At 64.6% G+C, this 22,182-nt stretch carries 17 protein-coding genes; 10 read left to right on the plus strand and 7 right to left on the minus strand.

All coding sequences use genetic code 11. The features are described from left to right. Positions 1–71 precede the first annotated feature (71 nt). Both ACODTA_RS07140 and ACODTA_RS07145 read right to left on the minus strand, forming a co-directional pair. Positions 72–2,030, minus strand: a complete 1,959-nt coding sequence (locus ACODTA_RS07140; protein WP_489065401.1) for a serine hydrolase domain-containing protein — start codon at positions 2,028–2,030, stop codon at positions 72–74. 91 nt (positions 2,031–2,121) lie between these two features. After that, positions 2,122–4,899 (minus strand): TonB-dependent receptor plug domain-containing protein, encoded by a 2,778-nt coding sequence (locus tag ACODTA_RS07145; protein WP_489065167.1) that lies wholly within the window; start codon positions 4,897–4,899, stop codon positions 2,122–2,124. A 511-nt stretch (positions 4,900–5,410) separates the two neighbouring features. Here ACODTA_RS07145 and ACODTA_RS07150 point away from each other — a divergent pair. Both ACODTA_RS07150 and ACODTA_RS07155 read left to right on the plus strand, forming a co-directional pair. Then, entirely contained in the window at positions 5,411–6,841 is a 1,431-nt protein-coding gene (locus tag ACODTA_RS07150; RefSeq protein ID WP_489065168.1) for a M81 family metallopeptidase, read from the plus strand. Beyond that, positions 6,838–8,049, plus strand: a complete 1,212-nt coding sequence (locus ACODTA_RS07155) for an MFS transporter (protein WP_489065169.1) — start codon at positions 6,838–6,840, stop codon at positions 8,047–8,049. The genes ACODTA_RS07150 and ACODTA_RS07155 overlap by 4 nt, the downstream gene beginning before the upstream one ends. Here ACODTA_RS07155 and ACODTA_RS07160 read toward each other — a convergent pair. Continuing rightward, on the minus strand, positions 7,941–8,588 hold the full coding sequence (locus ACODTA_RS07160) for a TetR/AcrR family transcriptional regulator (protein ID WP_489065170.1): 648 nt from the start codon (positions 8,586–8,588) through the stop codon (positions 7,941–7,943). The genes ACODTA_RS07155 and ACODTA_RS07160 overlap by 109 nt on opposite strands. Before the next feature lie 200 nt (positions 8,589–8,788). On the opposite strand from ACODTA_RS07160, the gene ACODTA_RS07165 reads away from it, so the two are divergent. From ACODTA_RS07165 to ACODTA_RS07185, 5 genes are all read left to right on the plus strand, one after another. Continuing rightward, complete coding sequence (locus ACODTA_RS07165) at positions 8,789–9,958, plus strand: alpha/beta fold hydrolase (protein ID WP_489065171.1); 1,170 nt, start codon at positions 8,789–8,791, stop codon at positions 9,956–9,958. 167 nt (positions 9,959–10,125) lie between these two features. Further along, the gene (locus tag ACODTA_RS07170; RefSeq protein ID WP_489065172.1) at positions 10,126–12,264 is read left to right on the plus strand and encodes a TonB-dependent receptor; all 2,139 of its coding nucleotides are present in this window, start codon (positions 10,126–10,128) and stop codon (positions 12,262–12,264) included. A 12-nt stretch (positions 12,265–12,276) separates the two neighbouring features. Beyond that, a complete protein-coding gene (locus ACODTA_RS07175) occupies positions 12,277–12,963 on the plus strand; it encodes a cysteine hydrolase family protein (RefSeq protein WP_489065173.1) in 687 nt (228 codons plus the stop codon). 159 nt (positions 12,964–13,122) lie between these two features. Continuing rightward, complete coding sequence (locus tag ACODTA_RS07180; protein ID WP_489065174.1) at positions 13,123–13,953, plus strand: helix-turn-helix transcriptional regulator; 831 nt, start codon at positions 13,123–13,125, stop codon at positions 13,951–13,953. Between the two features lie 48 nt (positions 13,954–14,001). Next, positions 14,002–14,919 (plus strand): DUF2268 domain-containing putative Zn-dependent protease, encoded by a 918-nt coding sequence (locus ACODTA_RS07185; RefSeq protein ID WP_489065175.1) that lies wholly within the window; start codon positions 14,002–14,004, stop codon positions 14,917–14,919. Here the strand turns inward: ACODTA_RS07185 and ACODTA_RS07190 are convergent. Next, complete coding sequence (locus tag ACODTA_RS07190) at positions 14,916–15,455, minus strand: winged helix-turn-helix transcriptional regulator (protein ID WP_489065176.1); 540 nt, start codon at positions 15,453–15,455, stop codon at positions 14,916–14,918. The genes ACODTA_RS07185 and ACODTA_RS07190 overlap by 4 nt on opposite strands. A gap of 71 nt (positions 15,456–15,526) precedes the next feature. Here ACODTA_RS07190 and ACODTA_RS07195 point away from each other — a divergent pair, with 71 nt between their 5' ends. Genes ACODTA_RS07195 through ACODTA_RS07205 form a run of 3 tightly spaced genes read left to right on the plus strand, consistent with a single transcriptional unit; the run spans position 15,527 to position 17,841 of the window. Further along, positions 15,527–16,168, plus strand: a complete 642-nt coding sequence (locus ACODTA_RS07195; RefSeq protein WP_489065177.1) for a dihydrofolate reductase family protein — start codon at positions 15,527–15,529, stop codon at positions 16,166–16,168. Between the two features lie 55 nt (positions 16,169–16,223). Beyond that, the gene (locus tag ACODTA_RS07200; RefSeq protein WP_489065178.1) at positions 16,224–17,096 is read left to right on the plus strand and encodes a DMT family transporter; all 873 of its coding nucleotides are present in this window, start codon (positions 16,224–16,226) and stop codon (positions 17,094–17,096) included. 13 nt (positions 17,097–17,109) lie between these two features. Continuing rightward, entirely contained in the window at positions 17,110–17,841 is a 732-nt protein-coding gene (locus ACODTA_RS07205) for a creatininase family protein (RefSeq protein WP_489065179.1), read from the plus strand. Positions 17,842–17,852: 11 nt separating this feature from the next. Here ACODTA_RS07205 and ACODTA_RS07210 read toward each other — a convergent pair whose 3' ends face one another. From ACODTA_RS07210 to ACODTA_RS07220, 3 genes are all read right to left on the minus strand, one after another. Then, positions 17,853–18,185, minus strand: a complete 333-nt coding sequence (locus ACODTA_RS07210) for a DUF6481 family protein (protein ID WP_489065180.1) — start codon at positions 18,183–18,185, stop codon at positions 17,853–17,855. A gap of 359 nt (positions 18,186–18,544) precedes the next feature. After that, positions 18,545–19,585: an amidohydrolase family protein gene (locus ACODTA_RS07215; RefSeq protein WP_489065181.1), complete on the minus strand. Its 1,041-nt coding sequence runs from the start codon at positions 19,583–19,585 to the stop codon at positions 18,545–18,547. Positions 19,586–19,683: 98 nt separating this feature from the next. Next, positions 19,684–22,152: a TonB-dependent receptor gene (locus ACODTA_RS07220; protein WP_489065182.1), complete on the minus strand. Its 2,469-nt coding sequence runs from the start codon at positions 22,150–22,152 to the stop codon at positions 19,684–19,686. Positions 22,153–22,182: the final 30 nt, after the last annotated feature.

Raw genomic sequence — 22,182 nt, forward strand, 5'->3', positions numbered from 1 at the left:
GCATATCGCTCCTCTCCATATCGTCGACATCCAACCCGCAACGGCGCGATCGGATCCGGCGCCGGCGATGATCAGTAGCTGGTCGTGAAGCCGATCAGGCGAAAGGCGAATGCCGTCCATAGCAGGATCGCGGCGGACATGACGAGGGCGACGTTCCACAGCCGCATCGGCCAGGCGTGGTCGCGCGCCCATGCCAGTCGCAGATTCCAGAGCGACGCGGCAAAGGCGGCCGGAAAAACGAGCAGGCTGGCGATCTGCATGAACCAGAGGATGACGTCGATATCGATCGGCAATGACTGCGCACCATGTTCGTTGACTGCGGCGCTGATCGCCACGCCCCATCCAACGAGCGTCAGCAGCGCCAGTGCCGCCATGATCCGGATCGTCAGATAGGCGCGCCGTTCGGTCGGCTGCAGATCGAGCGATGCGCCATGGCGGCGGCGGACCAGCGCGGCGACGGGCCAGAGGATCAGCATCGCCGCGAATGCGCAGAACGCGCCATACAGGCCGGGGACAAGCCAGGCGGCCGATGCCCACCATGGCGCCCGATCGAACACGGTGATCGGCGCGGCGCCATCGATGCTGAAGCGCACGGGTCGCCCCGCCTCCAGCTTCGCCGCCAGCCGCTCGTCGCTATCGGCATCGCGCCAGACGAAAGGCGCGATCTCGATCCATTTGCGTGGGGCGCCGTTCGGTCCCTTGAACGGGGCCTCGATCGATCCGTCATGTCCGGCGTCGAGCGTGAGCTGCGAGAAGAGATTGACGATCCTCATGAAATTGCTGTCCCAGCGCCTGGAACTGATCCAGTTGCCCGCCATCATTCGCGCGTGGAGCGCCGCCGTGCCCGGATCGATCGGCCTGCCGCCCGCCTGCCGGGAGAAATAGCGATCGGCGAAGCCCGTTCGCACCGCGTCGATCAGCGCCGCCGAACCACCCGCGACGCCATTGCTGTTCACCGCAACGAACACGCCGATGTTCTGGTCGAGGAACAGATTGAGATCGGTATGGAAAGCACCGGTATCGCCGCTATGCGCGATCACCCGCTGGCCGTTGATGTCATTCTCCCAGAAACCCAGCACCATGCGGTGCAATGGCGGCAGCAACGTCATCGGCGTGCCATGCATCGCCATGGCGGTTTGCGGGCGCAATATCGTGCGGTCACCCAAAGCTCCGTTCTGGAGATGCGCGATCATGAACCGCGCCATATCGCCCGCCGTGGCAGTCAGCGCGCCCGCCGGCGGCAGCCCGATGATCTCGAAAGGTTTGGGCATTCCGTCGCTGGTGTCATAGCCTTGAGACATGTCGCCGCGCCAGGCTGGGGGAAGCGGCTGGCGGAAGGTCGCGTGAGTCATGCCCAGCGGCGCGAAGATATGGCGCTCCACATAGGATTCGAACGGCTCGCCCGAAACGCGCTCGACGATATAGCCAGCCAGGGCGGCGCCATAATTCGAATAGGCGGGGGTCGTACCCGCCTTGTAGATCCGCCGCGGCTGAATGGCCTTCAGTCGCGCGCCAAGCGGAACGATATAGGCGGGATCGGTGAAGACGACGCCCTTGGCGGTTTCCTCGAAACCGGCGCTATGTGTCATCAGATGGCGCAGGGTCACGGGCCCGTCCGGGCGCCGCGAAATCCGGAAGTCGAGATAGCGATTGATATCCATATCGAGATCCAGCCTGCCCTGCTCGACCAGTTGCATGATCGCGGTCCAGATGAACGGCTTGGCGAGTGATCCCATGCGGAACAACGTCCGTTCCGGCAGCACCGGCCGTCCCCTGGCGACGTCGCCATGGCCGTAGCCCTTCTGGATCAGGACCTGGCCGTCCTTCACGATCACCACCACCGCACCGGCGACGCCGCCCCGTTTCAGCGCGATCGGCACCAGTCCGTCGAGCCAGGCCTCCGCGTCGATCCGGTCGAGCGGCCGCAACATGCCCGGATGCACGGGCGCAGGCGTGGGCAAGGCCTCCGCCAATGCAGGCTGGGCGACGAGCACCAGCATCCAGAACAGGACGGACAGGATCTTCGACATGATGCTCACTCGATTTCCGCAAGAGCCCCGCCAAGCGAGGCTGGAACGGCGACGCCGGCAACCGGCATTGCCGCGATGGGCCGGGGCCGTTTCAGAACGACGCGCGAATACCAGTCGTGAAATAGCGGCCGACAATGTCGTAATGCACCGGATTAGGGTTCAGCGGCGGCGCGCGGTCGAACAGGTTGTTGACGTTGCCGAACCAGCTCAGTCGACGCTTGGCATCCGAAAGGATCCGATATTCGAAGCCGAGATCGACATAGGTCCGGGCATCGATATGATTGTTCGCGATCGAGAGGTTCTTGTCGATCGCGCCGCTGCCGACATAGCGTGCGCGCAGATTCACCGTCAGGTCGCGATCACTGTAGGTGGCGCTCGCTACGCCGCGCCAGCGCGGCACCGCCAGCACTTCGGATCCGAGATCGCCCAGCGCATCGATCCGCGAAACACCGTCGTCATTGATATATTTATCGACATGATTGGCGATCAGCCGGAATTGGATGCGCCCGGGGAGCGTTGACGACAGGGCCGTGAGGTCGGTCTCGTAGGATAGCTCGAAATCGATCCCACGCGCCTCGAAACGGGCGAGATTGATGAGCGCGGCATTGGTCGAAACGATGTTCCCCGCCCCGTCGCGCGCGATCAGTCCGCACAGATCGGCATTTCCGCCCACGCAGCGATTGACGATATCCTGCGCCGAGATCGCCTTGATCGCGCCGCTGATGTCGATCGAATAATAATCCACCGACAGATTCAGGCCCGGCGCCCATTTCGGCGAATAGATGGCGCCGAGCGTCAACGTGTTCGCGGTTTCAGGCTTCAGATCGCGGTTGCCGCCGGTGAACTGGACGATCTGGACCTGCGTGTCCTTCACCGGATCGAATATGCTGGTATGCAACGTATCGCGTGCCGAGAAGAGTTCGGAGACGTTGGGCGAGCGAATATCGCGTGACCGGGTCGCGCGCAGCCGCAAATCGTCGGTCACCTGATTGGTGAGGCCGATTTTCCACGAAAAGATACCGCCGCTGGTGGAATAGTCGCTGAAACGGACCGCGCCGTTGAGTTCCAGCGCCTTGAGCAGGGGCGCGTCCTTGACGAGCGGGACGACCGTCTCGAAAAATCCTTCGCGAACCGAAACCCCGCCCGAAAGCCCCGAGGCGTTGATCGAGGCGAAGCGCAGCCCGGCCGACAGCGGATCAATGGTCAGCCGCGCCGATTCCCGTCGCCATTCCGCGCCGGCCGCAATCGAAACCGGCCCCGCCCAGAGCGAAAACGGCTCGCCGCGGATGCTTGCGGCCGCGACATGGAGTTGTCCCCTGGTGTTGGCGAACAGATCCCCCTGGATATAGCGCAGGGCTTCAGCCGATGGAGCGCCCTCGCCGAACAGGTTGATGGGCACACATGCGGTGGAGGGCACGGTCAGCGCCGAACGGCAGATCGGCTGCCCCGTCATCGGGTGGATCACCGAATCCACCGACTCCAGGAAATTGGATGCGATCCGCAGTTTCTGAAGCTGCACGATCGATCGTGTCACGCCATAGGTGTAATACGCGTCCCATTTCCAGCCTTCGCCAAGGCTGCCGTCGAGGCCGATCGTGCCCTGCGTCGATCGGCGCCGCGTATCCGCGCGCACCAGTCCGAAATCGGCATTGTATCGGCCCATGATGAATCCCGCCTCCGTCGGATCCTGGCCCGGTGCGACGATCGCCGCGCGCACCGCGGCCGGCAGGAAAGCATTGTCTGCGCGGATGAGCAGATCGGCGAAGTTGGAATCCGGCCGCGTGTCGGAGACGCTCCTGACATCGGCATGCGACGCATCGAAGGAAAGGCGGATATCGTCGCCAAGCGCATAGGTGGCCCGGCCATAGGCTGATATCCTGCGGACCGGCGCGGACAGCGCGGAACCGGTATCGAACGACGGCGCGTCGTCGCTCGTCGTATAGGCACCCGAAACGATCGCGCCATAGCCGAACGGCGCCAGCGCGCCGCCGGGCAGGAACTGCTGGCCCGCGAGCGGCCCCGACAGGATCAGCCCGCCTCGGCTCAGGATCGAGAAACCCACATTGGGCACGGTCACGAACAGCGGCTGCCCATTCTCTTCGGTCGCATCGGGATCGCGGATCAACGCCCAGCGCCCCACCCTGCTCCGGCTGGTCTTGGGCCGGATGGCGCTGGTCTCGACATAATCGGCGGCAACGCTCAGATGACCGCGCCCATCCGCGAAATCGGTGCCGAAGGAACCACCGAGCTTATATTCGTCACCGTCGCCGCGTGACGACACGCCATATTGCGCAGTCAGGTCGAGCCCCTTGCGGCGATCGTCAAGGATGATGTTGACGACACCGGCCACCGCGCCCGACCCCCAGGCGGCGGACGCGCCCCCGGTCACCACCTCGACGCGTTCGACCAGCGAAAAGGGCACGTCGTTCAGGTCGACCGTGCCGCCGCTGCCACTCGATATCGGCCGACGGCCGTTGATCAGCACCAGCGTCCGGACCGAACCGAGACCGCGCAGATCGGCGGTGGCGGAGCCGGTATTGGTTGTGGTCGTCGTCGTGGTCGGAGAGTCGGTCGACCGGAATTGCGGTATGTCCGCCAGCACATTGGCGATATTGGTCCGCCCGCCCTGCGCCAGTTCGGCGGGTCCGACCACGGTGGTGGGGGTCGGCGCGACGAAACCGTCCCGCCTGATGCGCGACGCGGTCACGACGATCTCTTCGTCCGTCTCTTCGCCGCTCCGCGCCTGCGCGGTCTCTTCGATGGATTGCGCCATGGCCGGGCCGGCCAGAAGAGCGCAGGATAGCGGCAGCGCACCGGCCCAGGCGGCTCGTCCTCCACGGCGCATACGGGTCATCGATCTGGTCTTCATGAACCTCTCCCTGTTTTCTGATGTGATCATGCTGATGCGCGGCGCGGCCGTCGGTCGTGGCGAAACACCGGCGTGCGCAAGACTTGCCAGCCATCATCGGCTGGCGCGACAATGATGTGCGAATTTACTTAAGCAGACGCCGAATTTGATTTCGGATCACAGCCTACTCATGCTTTTTTTAGGATAGGTTTCGAGAAAACCGCGCAAATGACGACATGATTTTCCGATCACATATCGCGATCGAAAACATCATCTCGCACGCCTTCTTCTGCAAAGGCGAGAACGTCGCCTCCCCTTTTCTGACATAGGGATTCATCGATCCTCTCCAGGATGAAATTGAACCTTGCCCGAGGCCGCCGAATCTCCCGCCGGGTAGGCCTGATCCTTGTTTACAACCGCCTGCACCATTTACAATACATTTTTGTTGCGTAATGATGGTGGCGTCGCCGATCGGCGATAACGCGGTCCGCGCCTTGGTGGAGCGCCGCCCGGCGCGACAAGGGAGAGCGATTTGAAGATCTATTATGGTGGCCTGTCGACCGAGACGAACGCCTTTTCCCCAATCCCGTGCGGTGTCGAAGATTTCGTCGATTCGGGGCTGCTGACAGCCGACAGGCCCGATACCGACCTCGTCTTCGAAGCCGTTCATGCCGTCGGCGGCACCGTAATAAGGGGCCTCAACCTGATCGCACAGCCCGCCGGTCCGGTGACCGCAGCCGCCTATGAAGCGCTGACACGCGCGCTGATCGACGACATCGCCGCGCTCGGCCCGTTTTCCGGCATCATCCTCAATCTGCATGGTGCCATGGCCGCCGAAACGGTATCGGATTGCGAGGGCGATATTCTGCGTCGCGTGCGCGCGCTTGTCGGCCCCGGCGTCTTCATCGGCGCCGTGCTCGATCCGCACAGTCATCTGACCTCCGCCATGCTGGGGCATGCCGATGTGCTGATCGCCTATCGGGAATATCCGCATACCGACATTGCCGATGCGACGGCGAAGCTGTTCGATCTCTGCGTCCACCGCCTGTGTCTGGGTATCGCCATGCTGCCCTGCGTCTTCGATTGTGCACAGATCGACATCTACTACACCGCCGCTGCGCCGATGCGCGATCTGCTGGCGGAACTCGAGCTGATCGAAGAGGATCCGGAGATCCTCTCCATATCGATCATCCATGGTTTCCCCTGGGGAGACAGCGCCGATCTGGGCACCAAGATCCTCGTCTATGTCCGATCCGACATCGAACGCGGCCGTGCGCTGGCGGCGGATATCGGCAACCGCATGATCGGCCTGCGCGGCACATGCGGCCCGAAGCCGCTGGATGCCGGCCAGGCGATTTCGATCGCGCGCGAACTCGACGGCATCGTCGTGATGGCCGATATCGCCGACAATGCGGGCGGCGGCGCCCCCGGCGACTCCACCTTCCTGCTCAAATCGCTGCTCCAGCATCCCGGTCCGCCGAGCCTGATCGGCGCGATCTGGGATCCCGTGAGCGTCGGCCTGGCGTTCAAGGCCGGCCTCGGCAACCGGATCGCGCTCAGGATCGGCGGCAAGGTCGGCGCCTCGTCGGGCGATCCCGTCGATATCGTCGGCAAGGTGGTCGGCTTGGCGCGGGATCATCGCGAAACCGCGCCCGGCTATGGCGACGTGACCATCGATTTCGGCGATGTCGCGGCAATCCGCATCGATAGAATCACGATCGTGATGTCGACGCTGCGCAGCCAGGTCTTTTCCCCCGATATCTTCCGGGCCGTGGGTATCGCGCCAGAGGAGATGAAGATCATCGCGGTGAAGAGTACCCAGCATTTCCGCGCCGGCTTCGATGCGCTGGCCGATCATGTGCTTTATGTCGATACGCCGGGCGCGCTGTCGCTGCGTTTCGAACGCCTGCCTTATCGCCATGTCCCAAGAACGCATTGGCCCCGGCTGGAGGGCGCGGCATGACAGTCGCACTTCGCGTGCCCAAGCCGTTGATCCCACTGTGCAGCGCCATCGGCATCTCGTGCGGCGTCACCGTCCTGCTCATCACCGTCTTCAGCTATCTTGCCCTGCCGATGGCGCGCGATCTGCGGATGACGCCGGCCGAAATCTCCGGCGCGATCAGCCTGCATATGGGGTTGCTGATCTTTGCGCTGCCGGCCGCCGGCATGATCGCCGACCGGATCGGCGCCCGCGCGACGATCATCGCCTCGGCACTGCTCTATGCTGGCTGCCTCTGGTGGATATCGACACTCCCGCCCGGCCGCCTCGGCATCTATCTGGCCTTTGCGTTCGCGGCGATCCTGGGCGCCGGCGCATCGCCCGTCACCTATATCAGGCCGATCGTGGAACGGTTCGAGCACAACCGCGGCATGGCGCTGGGCATCGCCCTGTCCGGTGTCGGCCTGGCAGCCATGGTGTTGCCGCACATCGTCGAACCGGCCGTCGCCGCACAGGGCTGGCGCAGCGCGGTGCGGCTGCTCGCCGCCATCGCGCTGGCGGCAGCGCTGATCGGTGCGCTGGCGGCGGGCGATATGCGGCGAAAACGAGGCGCCATCGCGGGCGAAGGAAACGGCCATTCACTGGGCGAGGCCGCACGAACGCCCGCCTTCCTCATCATGGCCACCGCGTTCCTGCTGTTCGGCATGGCGCTGGCGGGCGTGATCGCTCAACTGGCCCAGATCTGGGATCGGCTGGGAATCGATGCGCTCAGCGCCTCGGGCTTTCAACTGGGCATCGGGGCCGCGACGATCGGCGGCCGACTGCTGGGGGGCTGGCTCATGGATCGATATCCGGCAAACGCGATCGGGGCGATATTCGGCGTGATCGGCGCCGCCGGGCTACTCATGCTGGCCGGCCTTCCCGACCAGCGCGCGGCCCTGATTGGCGCTTCTCTCGCCTTCGGCCTGTGCATGGGGGCCGAAAGCGACGTCGCATCCTATCTCGTCAGCCGCTTCTTCGGCCTGGCATATTTCTCCCGCATCTATGCGATGCAGGCCGCCGCCTTCATGGCCGGCGCCGCGATCGGGCCTGTGAGCGCCGCAATCCTCGCCCAGGCGCTCGGCTATTCCGCCCTGGTGGTGCTGGCGGCCGCGGCATTGCTGCTTTCGGCGCTGCTGCTCGCGCTGTTGAGGGCCCCCTCCAGCACCAGGGTGGCGACACCGTCGACATAGGCTTCGTCGATCTCGGTTTCGCCAAAGAACTGATGGAAGAACATCGCGCCCGAAATCACTTCGATCAGCATCGGCGCATTCGTGTTGGCACGCAGTTGCCCCTTGTCGATGCCGCGCTGAAGCACCGCCGTGGCGATCGCGCGACGCTGGCGCACGATCTCCATCGTCGCGGCGCGCAAATCCGCATCGACCGCCATTTCGGCGATGAGAAAGCGGAAGACGCGGCCAAGCCGGCGATCCGCCACCAGCTTCGCCATCGCCCGCACCATCTGCCGGAGATCGGTGATCACATCGCCCGTATCGGGCGGTGTCGGATAGGTGTCGGCGTAGACGTCCCTGATCGCCGCGATCACCACTTCGTTCACCGTTTGCCAGCGGCGGTAAAAGGTCGAACGCGGAATGCCCGCATGCGCGGTGATCTTGTCGACCGTCAGTCCGCTGAAACCGACCTCGATCAACAGGTCGATCGCGGCATCAAGCATGCGCTTCTCGACCGCGGCATCCTTCGGCCTGCCTCTTGGCTTGAGTCCAGCGTCCATCTTCCTCGCGCCCGTCCGTGCAGGATTGAAAATTTCGTTTCAGTTCAGTGCAGCCCTAACCCGGCACCGATGTTTTCGCCACTCCTGTGGAGCGAAATTTGACATTTCGCTACTTTAATGTAGCGTAAATATGCTCAGTGCGATCGTGCCGTCGCGGCCCGGCACAGCGGCCCAGACCCCAGAAAAGAAGGAACAGCTCCGTGACGAAAGCCCTCGCAAAACGGATATGCCGATACGCCCTGTTTATATCGGCGATAGCGCTGCTGCTCTTCGCCGTCTGGCTTGTCGGCGCATTATGGACGCGATCGCAGATCCAGAGGATCAATGCCGGCATATCCGAAATCTACCGGGCCGATGGCGTCGCCGATCAGGGCTATGTGACGATCGGCGGCGTCCGCCAATGGATCACGGCGCGCGCCATGTCCAAGGGCCAGCCGTTGCTGCTTTATCTGCACGGCGGCCCGGGAAGCGCGGTCAGCGATTTCTCCTACGCCTTTCAGAAGCCGTGGGAGGATTATTTCACCGTCGTCCAATGGGATCAGCGCGGCTTCGGGCGATCGGCGATCGATCTCGACAAAATGGGCCCCGTCACCAAAGACCAGTTGGTTGCCGACGCGATCGAACTCATCGAAGTGCTGCGCAAGCGCTATCGCCAGGACAAGGTCATCCTTGTCGGCCATTCCTTCGGAACGATCATCGGCGCCAGCGTCGCACGCGCGCGCCCCGATCTGCTGTATGCCTATGTCGGGCTCGGGCAGGTGACCAATTGGCCGACGCTTTTCCAGGACAGCAAGGACGCGATGCTCGCGATCGCACGAGCCTCCGGCGACAAGGATTTCGTCGCACGGCTGACGCGCATTCCTCCCGGCCCGCCCGCCGCCAATGTCGAAGCCTTTGGCGAATGGAGCGGCACAATCCAGGCGGAGGCCGCACCCAAGGGTTATTTCTGGTACAATGCCAGAAGCGGCGAGGATCTCGCGCGGCGCACGTTGAGCTGGCCGCTGCTGTCGCCCAGCGTTTCGCTTCGCGAATTCGCATCGACGCTGTTTCGCGACGACTCACGGAAAACTAGGCTGCCGCTGGTCCGTTCGGTCGCCACCTGGGATTTCCGCAAGGATCTGGGCAGGCGCTTCGACGTGCCGATGATCTTCGTTTCGGGTCGCCATGACCTGACGACCCCCGTCGGCAAGGCGGCCGAACTGGAGCGGGAGATCGACGCACCCTATAAGGCGATGAACATCCTGCAGCATTCGGCGCATGTCATGTTCCTCGAAGAGCCCGCACGACTGCTCAAGATATTGACGGATGAGGTGCTGCCGCTCGCGACGGCTCCGGTCCCTGCGCCGGCGCGACAAAGGACCAGCCAATAGCGAAACTCCGGAAAAGCCGGACGTGCGCGCAACCGGCTCGGCGGCACCCATCATATCTAGGATATAGCCAGCGCTTCTCCCACCCCCGTAAATCCCGACACGTCAGACGGTCCGAAGGCCGCGGCATCGCAGCGGAAATTTGCGAGGAATTGCAGGGAGAAACGAGAATGAACGCGCACGCCCCCATCACGCCGCTGGCCGCGATCGCGCTCGCGGCGCTGCTGCCCGCCACCGCCGCCTCCCAGACGGCGGAGACCGCGCAGGCGGAAGATCCCCTGGGTGGAGAGATCGTCGTCACCGCGCGCAAGCGCAGCGAACGCGCGATCGACGTGCCCGCGTCGCTCAACGTGTTTTCGGGGGAAAACCTCCAATCGAGCGGCGTCACGACGATCGCGGACCTGCAATATCAGACGCCGGGGCTGAAAGTGGCGGTGGGCGGCGGTTCGACGCGCATCTCGCTGCGCGGTGTGGGCACCAATATCGCGGCGGGCGGTCCGTCGGTTGCGGTCCATCTCGACGGCATCTATGTGCCCAATACCCGGCTCGCCATTGCGGAGATGTTCGACGTCGATCGCGTCGAGGTGCTGAAGGGACCGGAGGGCACGCTCTACGGGCGCAACGCCACCGGCGGCGCGATCAACATCATCTCGCGCGCGCCCGGCGACAATTTCGCGGCCGACGGCTATGTCGGCTATGGCAGCCGCGACCTGATGACCGCGCAGGCGGGCGTCACGGTACCGCTGGGCGAGCGCGGCGGCCTGCGCCTCTCCGGCGCCTATGCCGATGACGACGGCTATACGAAGAACATCAACGCCGCAGGTGGCGAGATCGACGATCGCCATTATGCCGGACTGCGCTTGCGCGGCCATTATGCGTTGACCGATACGCTGACCGCCGATTTCACCGCGCAATATGCGCGCGACAAGGGCACGACGGGCTTTGGCGGCAGCAACAATCCCGACTCCCCGGTCTATGCTGGCATCGCGCCGCAGCGTGAAAATCCGCGCCGTGTCAATTTTGACGTGCCGCCGGAATTCGACCAGAAGGCGCTGCTGCTTTCGGGCACGCTCACGCTCGACCTGAGCGGCGTCACGCTCAAATCGGTCACCGGTCATATCGACTATTCCACGCGCGAGCGCAGCGATGTCGACGGCGCGGGCGGGCTGATCGCCTATGTCGTCTCCGAAGTGGATTCCGGTTTCTTCTCGCAGGAATTCCAGATTTCCGGTGGCCGCCCCGGTGCGGTCTCCTGGACGGCGGGCGCCTACTATGCGCGCGAGACCTTCGGCGGATTCGGCACCGAGATCGATTCCGATTATCCCGTCGTCGATCCCTATGTTTACACCGATGTCACGCAGCATCGCGTGAGCAAGAGCCGGGCGCTGTTCGGCGAGGTCACGGTGCCGCTTTCGTCCCGCCTGTCCGTGCTGGCAGGCGCACGCTACACACGCGAGCGGCAGGTGAGCGAAGGCGTCTTCGCCGCGCCGTTGTTCCTGCCCGATCCGATCGCGCTGCGGGCAGTGGCCAAAAGCGACGCCTTCACACCCAAATTACTCGTCGAATACCGGCCCTATGACGGCGGCAAGCTCTATGCGAGCGCGACGCGCGGCTTCAAGAGCGGCGGCGCCAATCTGGAGACGACCGCCACCGTCTTCCGGCCCGAGCGGATCTGGGCCTATGAGATCGGCAGCAAGAACCGCACCGCCGACGGCCGCGCCGAATTCGGTATCGCCGCATTCTATTACGATTATACCGATCTTCAGCTCCGCACGACCTTGTTCACGCCCCAAGGCATCTTCACGCGCATCACCAACGCCGCCAGCGCCTCGATCCTCGGGCTGGAACTCTCGGCGATTGTGCGGCCCGCCGAGGGGCTGTCGCTCGATTTCAACGGCGCCTGGCTCAAGACCAGGCTCAAGGACTTCATCTCGCCGGTCACCGAAGAGAGGGTGATCGGCCTGCCGATGCCGCTGACCCCCAGGCTCAGCTTCACGGCGGGTGCGCAGTACCGGCTGGACATGGGCGCCAGCGGATCGATCACCGCACGCGGAGAGGTCAGCTACCAGTCTTCGGTCAATTTTCCGCAATTCACCGATTTCGAACGCGAGCGCCAGGCGGGCTATGCGCTGCTCAACGCCAATCTGCGCTACGATCTGCCCGGTGGGCGCATGCATGTCGCGCTGATCGGCCGCAACCTGACGAACCGCCTCTACAAGACGCAGCGCTTCTACTACGCCGGCTTTGCCGACACCGAATTCTACGGCGCGCCGCGCACGGTGGAAGCCCGACTGGGTTTCAGTTTCTGAGGGATGACGACTATGGCGATCGCGGCGAAACCCTTCGACTATCCCTATGACGGGCGGCTCGATCCGGCACGGACGGCGCTGCTCGTCATCGACATGCAGAACAACTATCTCGCGCCCGACGGCTATTTCGCGCGCAGGGGCTATGATCCGGCACCGTTGCGCGCGATCGTTCCCATGCTTGCCCGACTGGTCGACGCCACGCGGGCGGCGGGCTGCCGCATCGTCTGGACGCGGCAGGGCAATCGCGCCGACCTGGCGGACGCATCCCCCTACGATCTGTGGCGCGCGGCGCGTGCGGGCATCGTCTTCGACGGCGAAGGCGATGCCGCCGCCTTGCTGCGCGGCACACCGGGCTTCGATATCGTTGACGAACTGCGCCCTGCCCCCGACGACATCATCGTCGACAAGACCGCCAACGGCGCCTTCTGCCAAACCGATCTGGACATGGTGCTGCGCACGCAGGGCATCACTCACCTGCTGTTCAGCGGCATCACCACCGATGTCTGCGTCCACACCACGCTGCGCGAAGCGGTCGACCGCAAATATCAGTGCCTGACCGTCACCGATTGCTGCGCAAGCGGCGACGCCTATGCACACGAAGCGGCGATCCACATGATCACGGTGGAAGACGGCATCTTCGGCACGATCGCCACTGTCGATGCGGTGATCGCGGGTCTCGGTTCGACACACGCGGGATAACGCCGAAACGCTTGCGCGGAGCAGTAAGGAATGACCCACCCAGCGATCGACGCCCCCTCATCCTCTTCTCTCCATCGCCTTGTCCGACCGCAATGCCGGCGCGACGCCGGACTTGCATCAGCCGCAATGCCGAGCTCTGTTCATCGGGCGGGCCATGTCATGGACATGTCGTTCGCGGATGCGGGGACGAAGATGGAGCAGGATCGAAACGAAACGAAGCTCGCTGCGGTGTCCGAAGCGGGCGCACGGCTGATCGATGCGATCGCGACACCCGGCGGTCTCGCCGCGCTCTGCGCGGAACTGGGCGCAATCTGCACCTTCCAGAATTTCATCGTCTATGTCTTCTGTCCTGATGCACCGCCGGTGCTCATCCAGTCCAATCGCGGCATGCCGCTGATGCGCGACAGCATGGCGGGCTATATCCAGGGGCTCTATGCGCTCGACCCCTTCCACCGGCTGACGCTGGAGGGCGCTTCCGGCCTTTACCGGATGCGCGACATCATGCCGGAGGCCTTTCCCCAGTCCGAATATTATCGCCGCTTCTACAAGTTCACCGATGTGTCGGACGAGTTGCGCTACATCGTCCAGCCCGATGCGGCACGCACCGTCCATATCTTCATCGAACGCGAAGGTGGCGCCGCCTTTTCGATGGACGAGATCGCGCGGCTGCACGCCGTCGCGCCCTTCGTTCTACGCTTCGTGGCCGCCCATATCGCCTGGGCCGATCAGGGCCAAGCCGAACGCCCTGCGCCAGCCCCCGCCTTCGACCTGCGCGAAAAGGTGCGGATGATACAGCCGGACGTCCTCACACCGCGCGAAGTCGATACCGTGGAACTGATGCTCAAGGGCCATTCGACCAAGTCGATGGCGCGCGTGCTCGGTATCGATGCCGGCACCGTCGCCAATCACAAGCGCCATATCTACGCCAAGCTCGACGTGCATTCGCAGGCACAATTGTTCGACCTGTTCCTGCGCAGCCTGTCAGCTTGACGGCACCCGGCGCGACGGACATGCCTTCTCCGCCTTGCTGGAGACGATATGAAACGCGCCGCGTTGCTTTTCCTGGCCCCGTTGACCCTGCTCACCGCCGCCACGCCGCAGGCCGCCAAAGGGCCTGATATCCGCACCGACGATGTCACGCGCTTCTATGCGCTTTATGATGCGACGGGCGGCAAACCGACCGCCGAGCAGCTCCAGCGCGGTTATCTGGACAAGGGCAGCGCCGGCCTGGCCGAATTCGCGAAGCTGCGCACCATCACCGGCGAGCGCATCGCCGCCGCGATTGCGCAGAACCCCGCGATGTTCGAGAATGCGCGCCACTGCACCGCAGTGCTGCCGCAGGTGGAAGCGCGGCTCGCGCCCGCGCTGGCGAAGCTCGCGGCGCTTTATCCCAAGGGCGTCTATCCGCCGGTCACGCTCGCCGTCGGGCGCGGCAAGACCGGCGGCACCGCCAATGCGTCGGGGGTGATGATCGGCCTGGAAACATTATGCGCCTTCGATTTCATGGAGCCCGATCCGGAGGATCGCTTCGTCTACGTGATCGCGCACGAATATGCCCATGTGCAGCAGCCCGCCGCGCAGGTGGAGAATCCCGACGAGAGCGTACTGACCGCCGCGCTGACCGAGGGCGCCGCCGAATTTGTCGGTGAGCTGATTTCGGGTTCGGTCAGCTATCGCCATCTGATCGCGGCGACCAAGGGCCGGGAAGCCGAACTGGAAGCCGCCTTTCTGGCGGACAAGGACAAGAAAGCGCTGGGGTCGGACTGGCTCTATAATGGCCGCGGCACGCCCGAACGCCCAGGCGATCTCGGCTATTGGGTGGGGTATCGCGTCGCCAAGGCCTATTATCGGAAAGCGAAGGACAGGCGCGCTGCGCTTGGCGAGATCATCGAAATGCCCGATCCCAAGGCCTTTCTTGCCGCGAGCGGCTGGAAACCCGGCATGAAGCTGGATTAGGAGCCACCTGCCCCGCCATCGCAAGGCGCGGGCTCGCAAGCCTGGCCCTGTTCCGCCATCACGCGCTGGAATTCCGCGGTCAGCCTTTCCAGCACCGGCTCGTGGCCTTTTCGCAAAGGTGTCCCCAGATGGAGATGGCGAAGCTCGTCCATGAACGCCGCCCATAAGGCCGGCCCGCCTTCTTCCAGCAATTGCTGCCGGATCGCCAGCGGCGGCGTCACTGGCAAATGGCGGCGCCCCCATGCGCCCAGGGCGACGAGTATCGGCACCAGTTCGATCGCCTTTTCGGTCAGGCTGTAGACCGCTTTTTGCCGGTGGGTCGGATCGTCGGCACGAGTAAGCAGGCCGTTGTCGACCAGCTTCTTCAGCCGGTCCGACAGGATGTTCGATGCGATGCCCTCGTCCGATCGCGAAAGCAATTCGCGGAAATGCCGGCGATTGCCGAACATGATGTCGCGCACGATCACCAGCGTCCAGCGATCGCCCAGCAATTCGACGGTCAGGTTGATCGGGCAGCCGGAACGGATCACTGTCATACTACTTGCAATATACAACTGGTTGCGATAGCCGCAACTGCTTGCAAAGCACAATCAGTCAGGAGATCATCATGGGCAAGGTCAAGGTCGCCGGTTTCGCGCTTTCGCTCGACGGTTTCGGGGCGGGGCCGGACCAGAGCCTGGAGGATCCGCTGGGCAAGGGCGGCCGATCCCTGCACGAATGGGCCTTCGCCACCCGCACCTTCCGCGAGATGTTTGGCGAGCAGGGCGGCGAAGAGGGTGTGGACGAGCGTTTCGCCCGGCAATCGATGGCGGGCTTCGGCGCCTTCATCCTGGGCCGCAACATGTTCGGCCCCGTTCGCGGCGACTGGCCCGACAATGAATGGCAGGGCTGGTGGGGCGACAATCCCCCCTATCACGCGCCAACGTTCATCCTGACGCATCATCCGCGCGCGCCGATCGAGATGGAGGGCGGCACCGTCTTCCATTTCGTGACCGACGGGATCGAGGCGGCGCTGGAACGCGCGCGCGAAGCGGCGGGAGAGCTGGACGTGAAGATCGGCGGTGGCGCGGAGACCGTCCGCCAATATCTGCGCGCCGGCCTGATCGACGAGATGCATCTGGCGATCGCGCCAGTCCTGCTCGGCCGCGGCGAAGCGCTGTTCGCCGGGCTCGACCTTCCGGCGCTCGGCTATCGCGTCGCCGAAAGCGTGGCGGGCGAACGCGCCACCCATGTTGTGATCACGCGATAGATCCTTATCACAATTTCACTTGACGGCGGGGGCGGTAGACGGGTTTCGACGCGGCATGATCCGCTCTGGCCCAGCCACCGCCATCGGCGCCGTCGCCATCCTGCTCTGGGCGAGCCTCGCCACGCTCAGCATGGGGGCCACCGCCTATGGTCCGCTGCAATTGATGACCGCAGCGTTCGGCATCGCCTTCCTGGCCGGCGCGCTATGGCTCGCCGCCACCGGGCGCACCGCGCTGCTCGATATCCGCCGGCTGCCGCGCGCCTTCGTGATCGAGGCCGGACTGTCGCTTGCCGGCTATCACCTGCTCTATTTCCAGGGGCTGCGCGCTGCGCCAGCCGCCGAGGCCAATCTGATCAATTATCTCTGGCCGCTGCTGATCGCGGTGTTCGCCGATCGCAGCCGGATCCTGCGCACCCTGCCCGGCGCGCTGATCGGCTTTGCCGGGGTGGCGCTGCTGCTGTACCAGCCCGGTGGCTTCGCACGGCCCGAACCGGGCCATGCCGCAGCCCTTGCCGCCGCGATCGTCTGGACCCGCTACAGCATCCGCAACGCACGCTATGCGGCGATCCCGAGCGAAGCGCTGATCGGCATCTTCGGCCTGGTCGCGCTGATCGGCGGCGCCGCGCTAGCGCTGGGCGGCTCGCCCCTGCCCTGGCCGGGCACGTCGCAGGCGCTGATTATCCTCGCCATCGGCATCGGGCCGTTCGGCCTCGCCTTCCTGGCATGGGATCTCGGCACCAAGCACGGCCGCGTCGGCCTGCTTGGCATCCTCGCCTTTGCCGCGCCCGTGCTCTCCACCTGCCTGCTCGTGCTCACCGGCCATGCCGCGGCGAGCGGGCGGCTGGCCATCGCCTGCCTGCTGGTCGCTGCTGGCGCCGCGCTGGCCGCGCTCGCGGGCCGGCGCCCCACCCCTTCGCCTCAAGCCTGAAAAGGGATTCCCGATGCTGCTCCATATGTCGACCTGGCCCGAGATCACCGCCTTTCTCGATCGATCGCAGACCGTGGTGATCCCGATCGGATCGAACGAGCAACATGGCCCCACCGGGCTGCTCGGCACCGACTGGCTCTGCCCCGAGATCATCGCGCACGAAGCGCAGCGCGACAGCGATATCCTGGTCGCTCCCACCTTCAACATCGGCATGGCGCAGCACCACCTTGCCTTCCCCGGCACGATCTCGCTGCGCCCCTCCACCTTCATGGCGGCGATCGCGGACTGGGCCCGATCGCTGGCCGCACACGGCTTCACCCGCCTCTATTTCTTCAACGGCCATGGCGGCAATGTGCCGACGATCGAGGCGGCGTTCTCGGAGATCTATGCGGAGGCGAGCTTCGCCCGCCGATCGCTCGGCTATACGCTGCGCCTGCGCAACTGGTGGGACCTGCCGGGCGTCGCCAAACTCGCCGAACGGCAATTCCCCAAGGGCCATGGCAGCCATGCGACGCCGTCGGAAATCGCGATCACGCAGTGGCGCTACCCCGATCAGATCAAGCAGGCCGCCTGCGATCCGGAGATCGCATCCAGCGGCCCGGTGCGTGAAGCCGCCGATTTCCGGCAGCGCCACCCGGACGGACGCATGGGTTCGAACCCGCTTCTGGCAACGCCCGAAGCGGGTGGCGAACTGGTTGCGACCGCGGTGCGCGGCCTGGCGGAGGATCTGCGCGCGGGCTGGTAGCCCGCGCGGGATTATTTACGGTTCTTGCGGGCGGCGTAGCGCGCGTCTCGCGCCGCCTTCTGTTCGGCTTCACGCCTGAGCGCCACTTCGGCGGCATCGGCATCGGCCTGGACGGCAGCGGCGGCGCGTGCCGCGCGTTCGGCCTTCTGCGCTTCCTCGCGCAACCGCTTCGTTTCGCGCTTCTCGGCTTCCGCCGCTTCGCGCCTCAGCTGTGCGGCAGCGCGCTCGGCAAGCTCCGCCTCGGTCGGGGCGGGCTTTGCGCGTAGCATGTCGAGCGCCTTCTGCTTCGCCTGGCGGGCGAGTGCATTACGTTCATTGAAACCGGGGTCCTTATAGGATGCCATGTTTCTCCTTTCTCTTTCAGCATCATCGTGCACCAGGCGCGCCAAGCAGGCTCGCGTTTGCGATCGGATGATCCGCCTTTGGGATATGTTTTCCGATCGCAACAGCGCACGGAGCCATAGCGCGAGAACAGGCAAACGTCGCTCAAAGAGCGTCATTTCCGTCGCAAGCGACGATGGTACGTCCTATTTAGGCGATTGGGGCCGGAAAGCAACAACGCCGTCCGCCATCGACGGATTCCCGCTACCGGCCGAACATGCCTGCCATCAACCCGGTTAGGATCGAACCGCCCCCCAAAAAGCACCCTTTGTCTGCTGTGACTTCCGCGCCAACAGGTGGTTCCACCTGCCTCGAAATCACTCTAGCGATGCCTGGGTTGCTTGAAATACGGCGCCTCATTGCCAAAAATAACCGCCCATTCCGCCGGCTCAAGCGGCAGTTGCGTACGCAACAGCGCATAATACTGGTCGGGCGTATAGATCGCCGGCCAGTCCGATCCCAGCACGAAGCGGTCCATGCCGATCCGGCGCATCACCTTCACGAAAGACGCCGCTAGCGCAGGATCGGTCTTGTCGTTCACCACAACCAGGGCCAGTTCGATCCGCAGGTTCTTGGTGCCCCTGGCCCGTTTCGCGATCGCATCGCCATAGAGCGACAGCGCGTCGACCGTGGCCTGGTCGAGTTCGCCCCAGCTACCGCCATGCGCGATCTGGACGGGCACGTCGCCCATGCCCGGCAGCACCTGCTCGATAAAGGCGTTCGCATCGTCGGTCGTATAATCCTTGGCATTGCGAACATGGATCGCGATCGGCAGCGCGTTGCGCCCTGCAAAGGCGAAGACAGCGGCGAGTTTTTCGAGATCAGCGTCCGAACGCGGATTGAAGCCGCTATTCGCCAGGTGCAGCTTCAGCCCGCTGACGCCCGGCCGGTCGCGCCAGTAGTTCAGTTCGTCCATCGCGTTGGATGCAAGCGGATTGACCGAGATGAACGCCTGGAGCCGGCCGTGCGAGGCCAGGCCGGCCGCGACATTATAGGCATTCTCCTGCCGCGTCAGTGCCGGCATGTCGGCGGGCGTTGGCTGCATCAGCGGTGACGAGAACATATAGGCGACCGACAACAGGGTGCCCTGGCGGACCCCGGACTTGTCGAGCACCGCCAGAGCGTCGGCCCCACTGCGTTCGCTCATCAGATCGTCGGACATGCCCTCGAACAACTCGGGCTTGGTGGCCTTGATCCGCTTCAGGCTGTCCGTGATCGCCGGCCCCTGGATATGCATGTGATAATCGCCGATCGCCACCGGCGCAGCGGCCGGCTTGTCCTCGGCATGCGCACCGATCGCCCAGGCGGCCGCGAAAAGCGCGACGCCATAGGCCAGGCCAGACCTCATCTTCAATTTCGTCATCGGATTGCTCCCCTTCGATCGCATGTCCCGGCATCCATGGCCATCAGGCCAGAACGCCGATCCAGTTTTAATATTTTACCTAAACAAACCTATTTGGATTAAAATGTCTTCGACAATGAGACACCGAAGGTTCGCGGCTGGATGATCGCGATGCGCTGGATCGCGCCGGTGCCCGAATTGCTGAGAAAGGCGCGTGTATCGCCGACGTTGCGGACATAGATGTCCAGTGCGTAACCCTGGTGCGACAGGCCGGCCCGCAGGTCCACCGTGTCGTAGGAGGGCAGCACGAAGCGCGGGATCGCGGCACTCGCTGTGAAGATCTCCAGCCGGCTGCCGACATGGCGGTAATTGGCGCCGACATAGCCGTTCCAGCTTTCGGCAAGGGCGAAGCCGTATTCCGCGCCGAGCAGCCCCGCCCATTTCGGCGTGTTCGGCAGGCGATCACCCGGATTGGCGAAGGTCGGCGCCGCCGATGCGGAACGCGTATAGGCGTCGGTATAGGCGATATTGCCGTTGATCGTCAGGCCGGTGACAGGCCGGAGGACGAACGATCCCTCCACGCCCTTGCTGCGCGCCTTACCGCCGTTGCGGTAGAAGTTGAGCCCGGTGACCGGATCGGTCCCGCGGATCTGGACATCGTCCCAATCGATGAAGAAACCGGCGAGGTCGAGGCTGAGCATGCGATCGAACAGATCGGCCTTGGTTCCCAGTTCGTAGTTGATCACCTTGTCCGCGCCATAGGTGGCGAACGGGCCGGTCAGCCCGGCATTGGGGCCGCCGGGCCGGAAGCCGGAGGCGACACGGGCATAGACCATCAGCGTGTTGCTGATCCGGAAGCGCGGATTGATCGAGAAGGTGAGCTGGTTTTCCGAGGACGAGGCCGGGATCACGCCCGCACCGGTCAGCAGCCCATCGGTGATCGATTGGGATCGCTGGCTGTTATGGCTGTATCTGAGTCCCGCCTGCACGTCGAAACGCTCGCTCAGGTTGAGCGTCAGATTGCCGAAACCCGCAATCTCCTCGTACCGCGTCGGGCCGTCGACCGACAGCAGCAGCGGAACCGTGGGCAACACCGCCCCCGTCGCGCCGTCCAGATTGCTCGTTTCCTGGTGCAGCGTACTGGTTTCCCGCGTGTAATAGGCGCCGACCTGCCAGCCGAGCAGCCCCGACGCGCTGGAGGTGAGCCGCACTTCCTGCGTGAACTTGTTGGCACCCAGTTGGGAGACGAGCCCGCCCCCCGCCCCGGGCACACCGAAGAATTGCGTGATGAGCGGTCCCAGCACCGGCGAATAATCGACGACGCTGCTGAAGCGCCGGCGGCTGTAGCTGGTGTCGGAGACGAGTTCGAACCCGTCGAAATCCCCCTTGATCGCGAGATCAAACAGCCAGAGCGACGCGTTGGATCTGTCGGTGCCCGGCACCGGCGCCGAAACCAGGTCGCCACCGATCGGCCGTCCGGTGACGGGATCGACATCGATGACCGGATTGCCCCTGATGCGGATCCGCTGGTGCAGCGCGGACAGGTTGACGCTGATCGTCTCGGTCGGCTTCAGCGCCAGCGCCACCCGGCCGCCGTCGTAGAGCGAGCGGTTGCGATCCTTACGCCCGCGCGCAGGATCGTCGAGGAATCCGGGATCGACTCGGTGAAAACCGCTGGCGGTCACCGCCGCCGTCTCGCTCAAGGGCAGGTTGATGCGGCCACGCGCCGACACGCCGACATCGCCGCCGTCGATCGCGGTGGCGCCGATCTCGACCCGGCCGCCGACATTGTGGAAATCGGGCGCCTTGTTGACGAACTTGATCAGCCCGCCAAGGCTGGCCGCGCCGTAAAGCGTGCCCTGCGGCCCGCGCAGCACCTCGATCCGTTCCAGATCATTGGGATCGAGATCGGGGATCGAATTGCCGCCGCCGAAAAAGGTGCTCGTGGTGACCGGCGTGTCGTCGATATAGACGGCGACCGTGGGATTGCCCGATCCGGTGGTGATGCCGCGAATGCTGACGCCCGATTGCGCGCCGCCCGTGGCGTTGTTGGTGACGTTCAGGCCGGGCACGCGCGCGGCATAATCCTCCAGCCGCACTTCGCCGTTGCGCGTCAGCGTATCGCCCTTGAGCGCGGTGATCGAGAAAGGCACGTCGAGCAGCCGCTCGTTGCGCTTGCCGGCGGTGACGATGATCTCGCTATCGGCAAATGGGTCGGCCTCCGCGGTTTCGGGCGCGGCCTCGGCCGGCGCCACCGACGAAGTCGGGCGCTGCGCCTCGCCATATCTGAGGATGATCATCGACCCGTCGTCGCTGGCGATCGACAGGCCGGTGCCCGCGATCATCGCGCGCAGCGCCGCGCGGGCATCCAGATTGCCCTTGATCGCATGCGTGCGCACGCCGCGCAGCCGGCCGGTCGGTGCGGAGATCTGGATGCCCGCCTGACGCGCGAATTGCGGGATCGCCTGGCGCGCATCCTGCGCCGGCACGTCGAAGCGGCGCTGTTGCGCATAAGCGGGCTGGCCCAGCGCCAGAGCCGCGATCGCGCAGGCGGCCGCCAAGGTCGAAATAGTCTTTTTCCGTGTCATATCCGTCCCCCCAGAGCCCGCTTGCTGCGG

This window comes from Sphingomonas sp. FG14, from assembly GCF_057809675.1.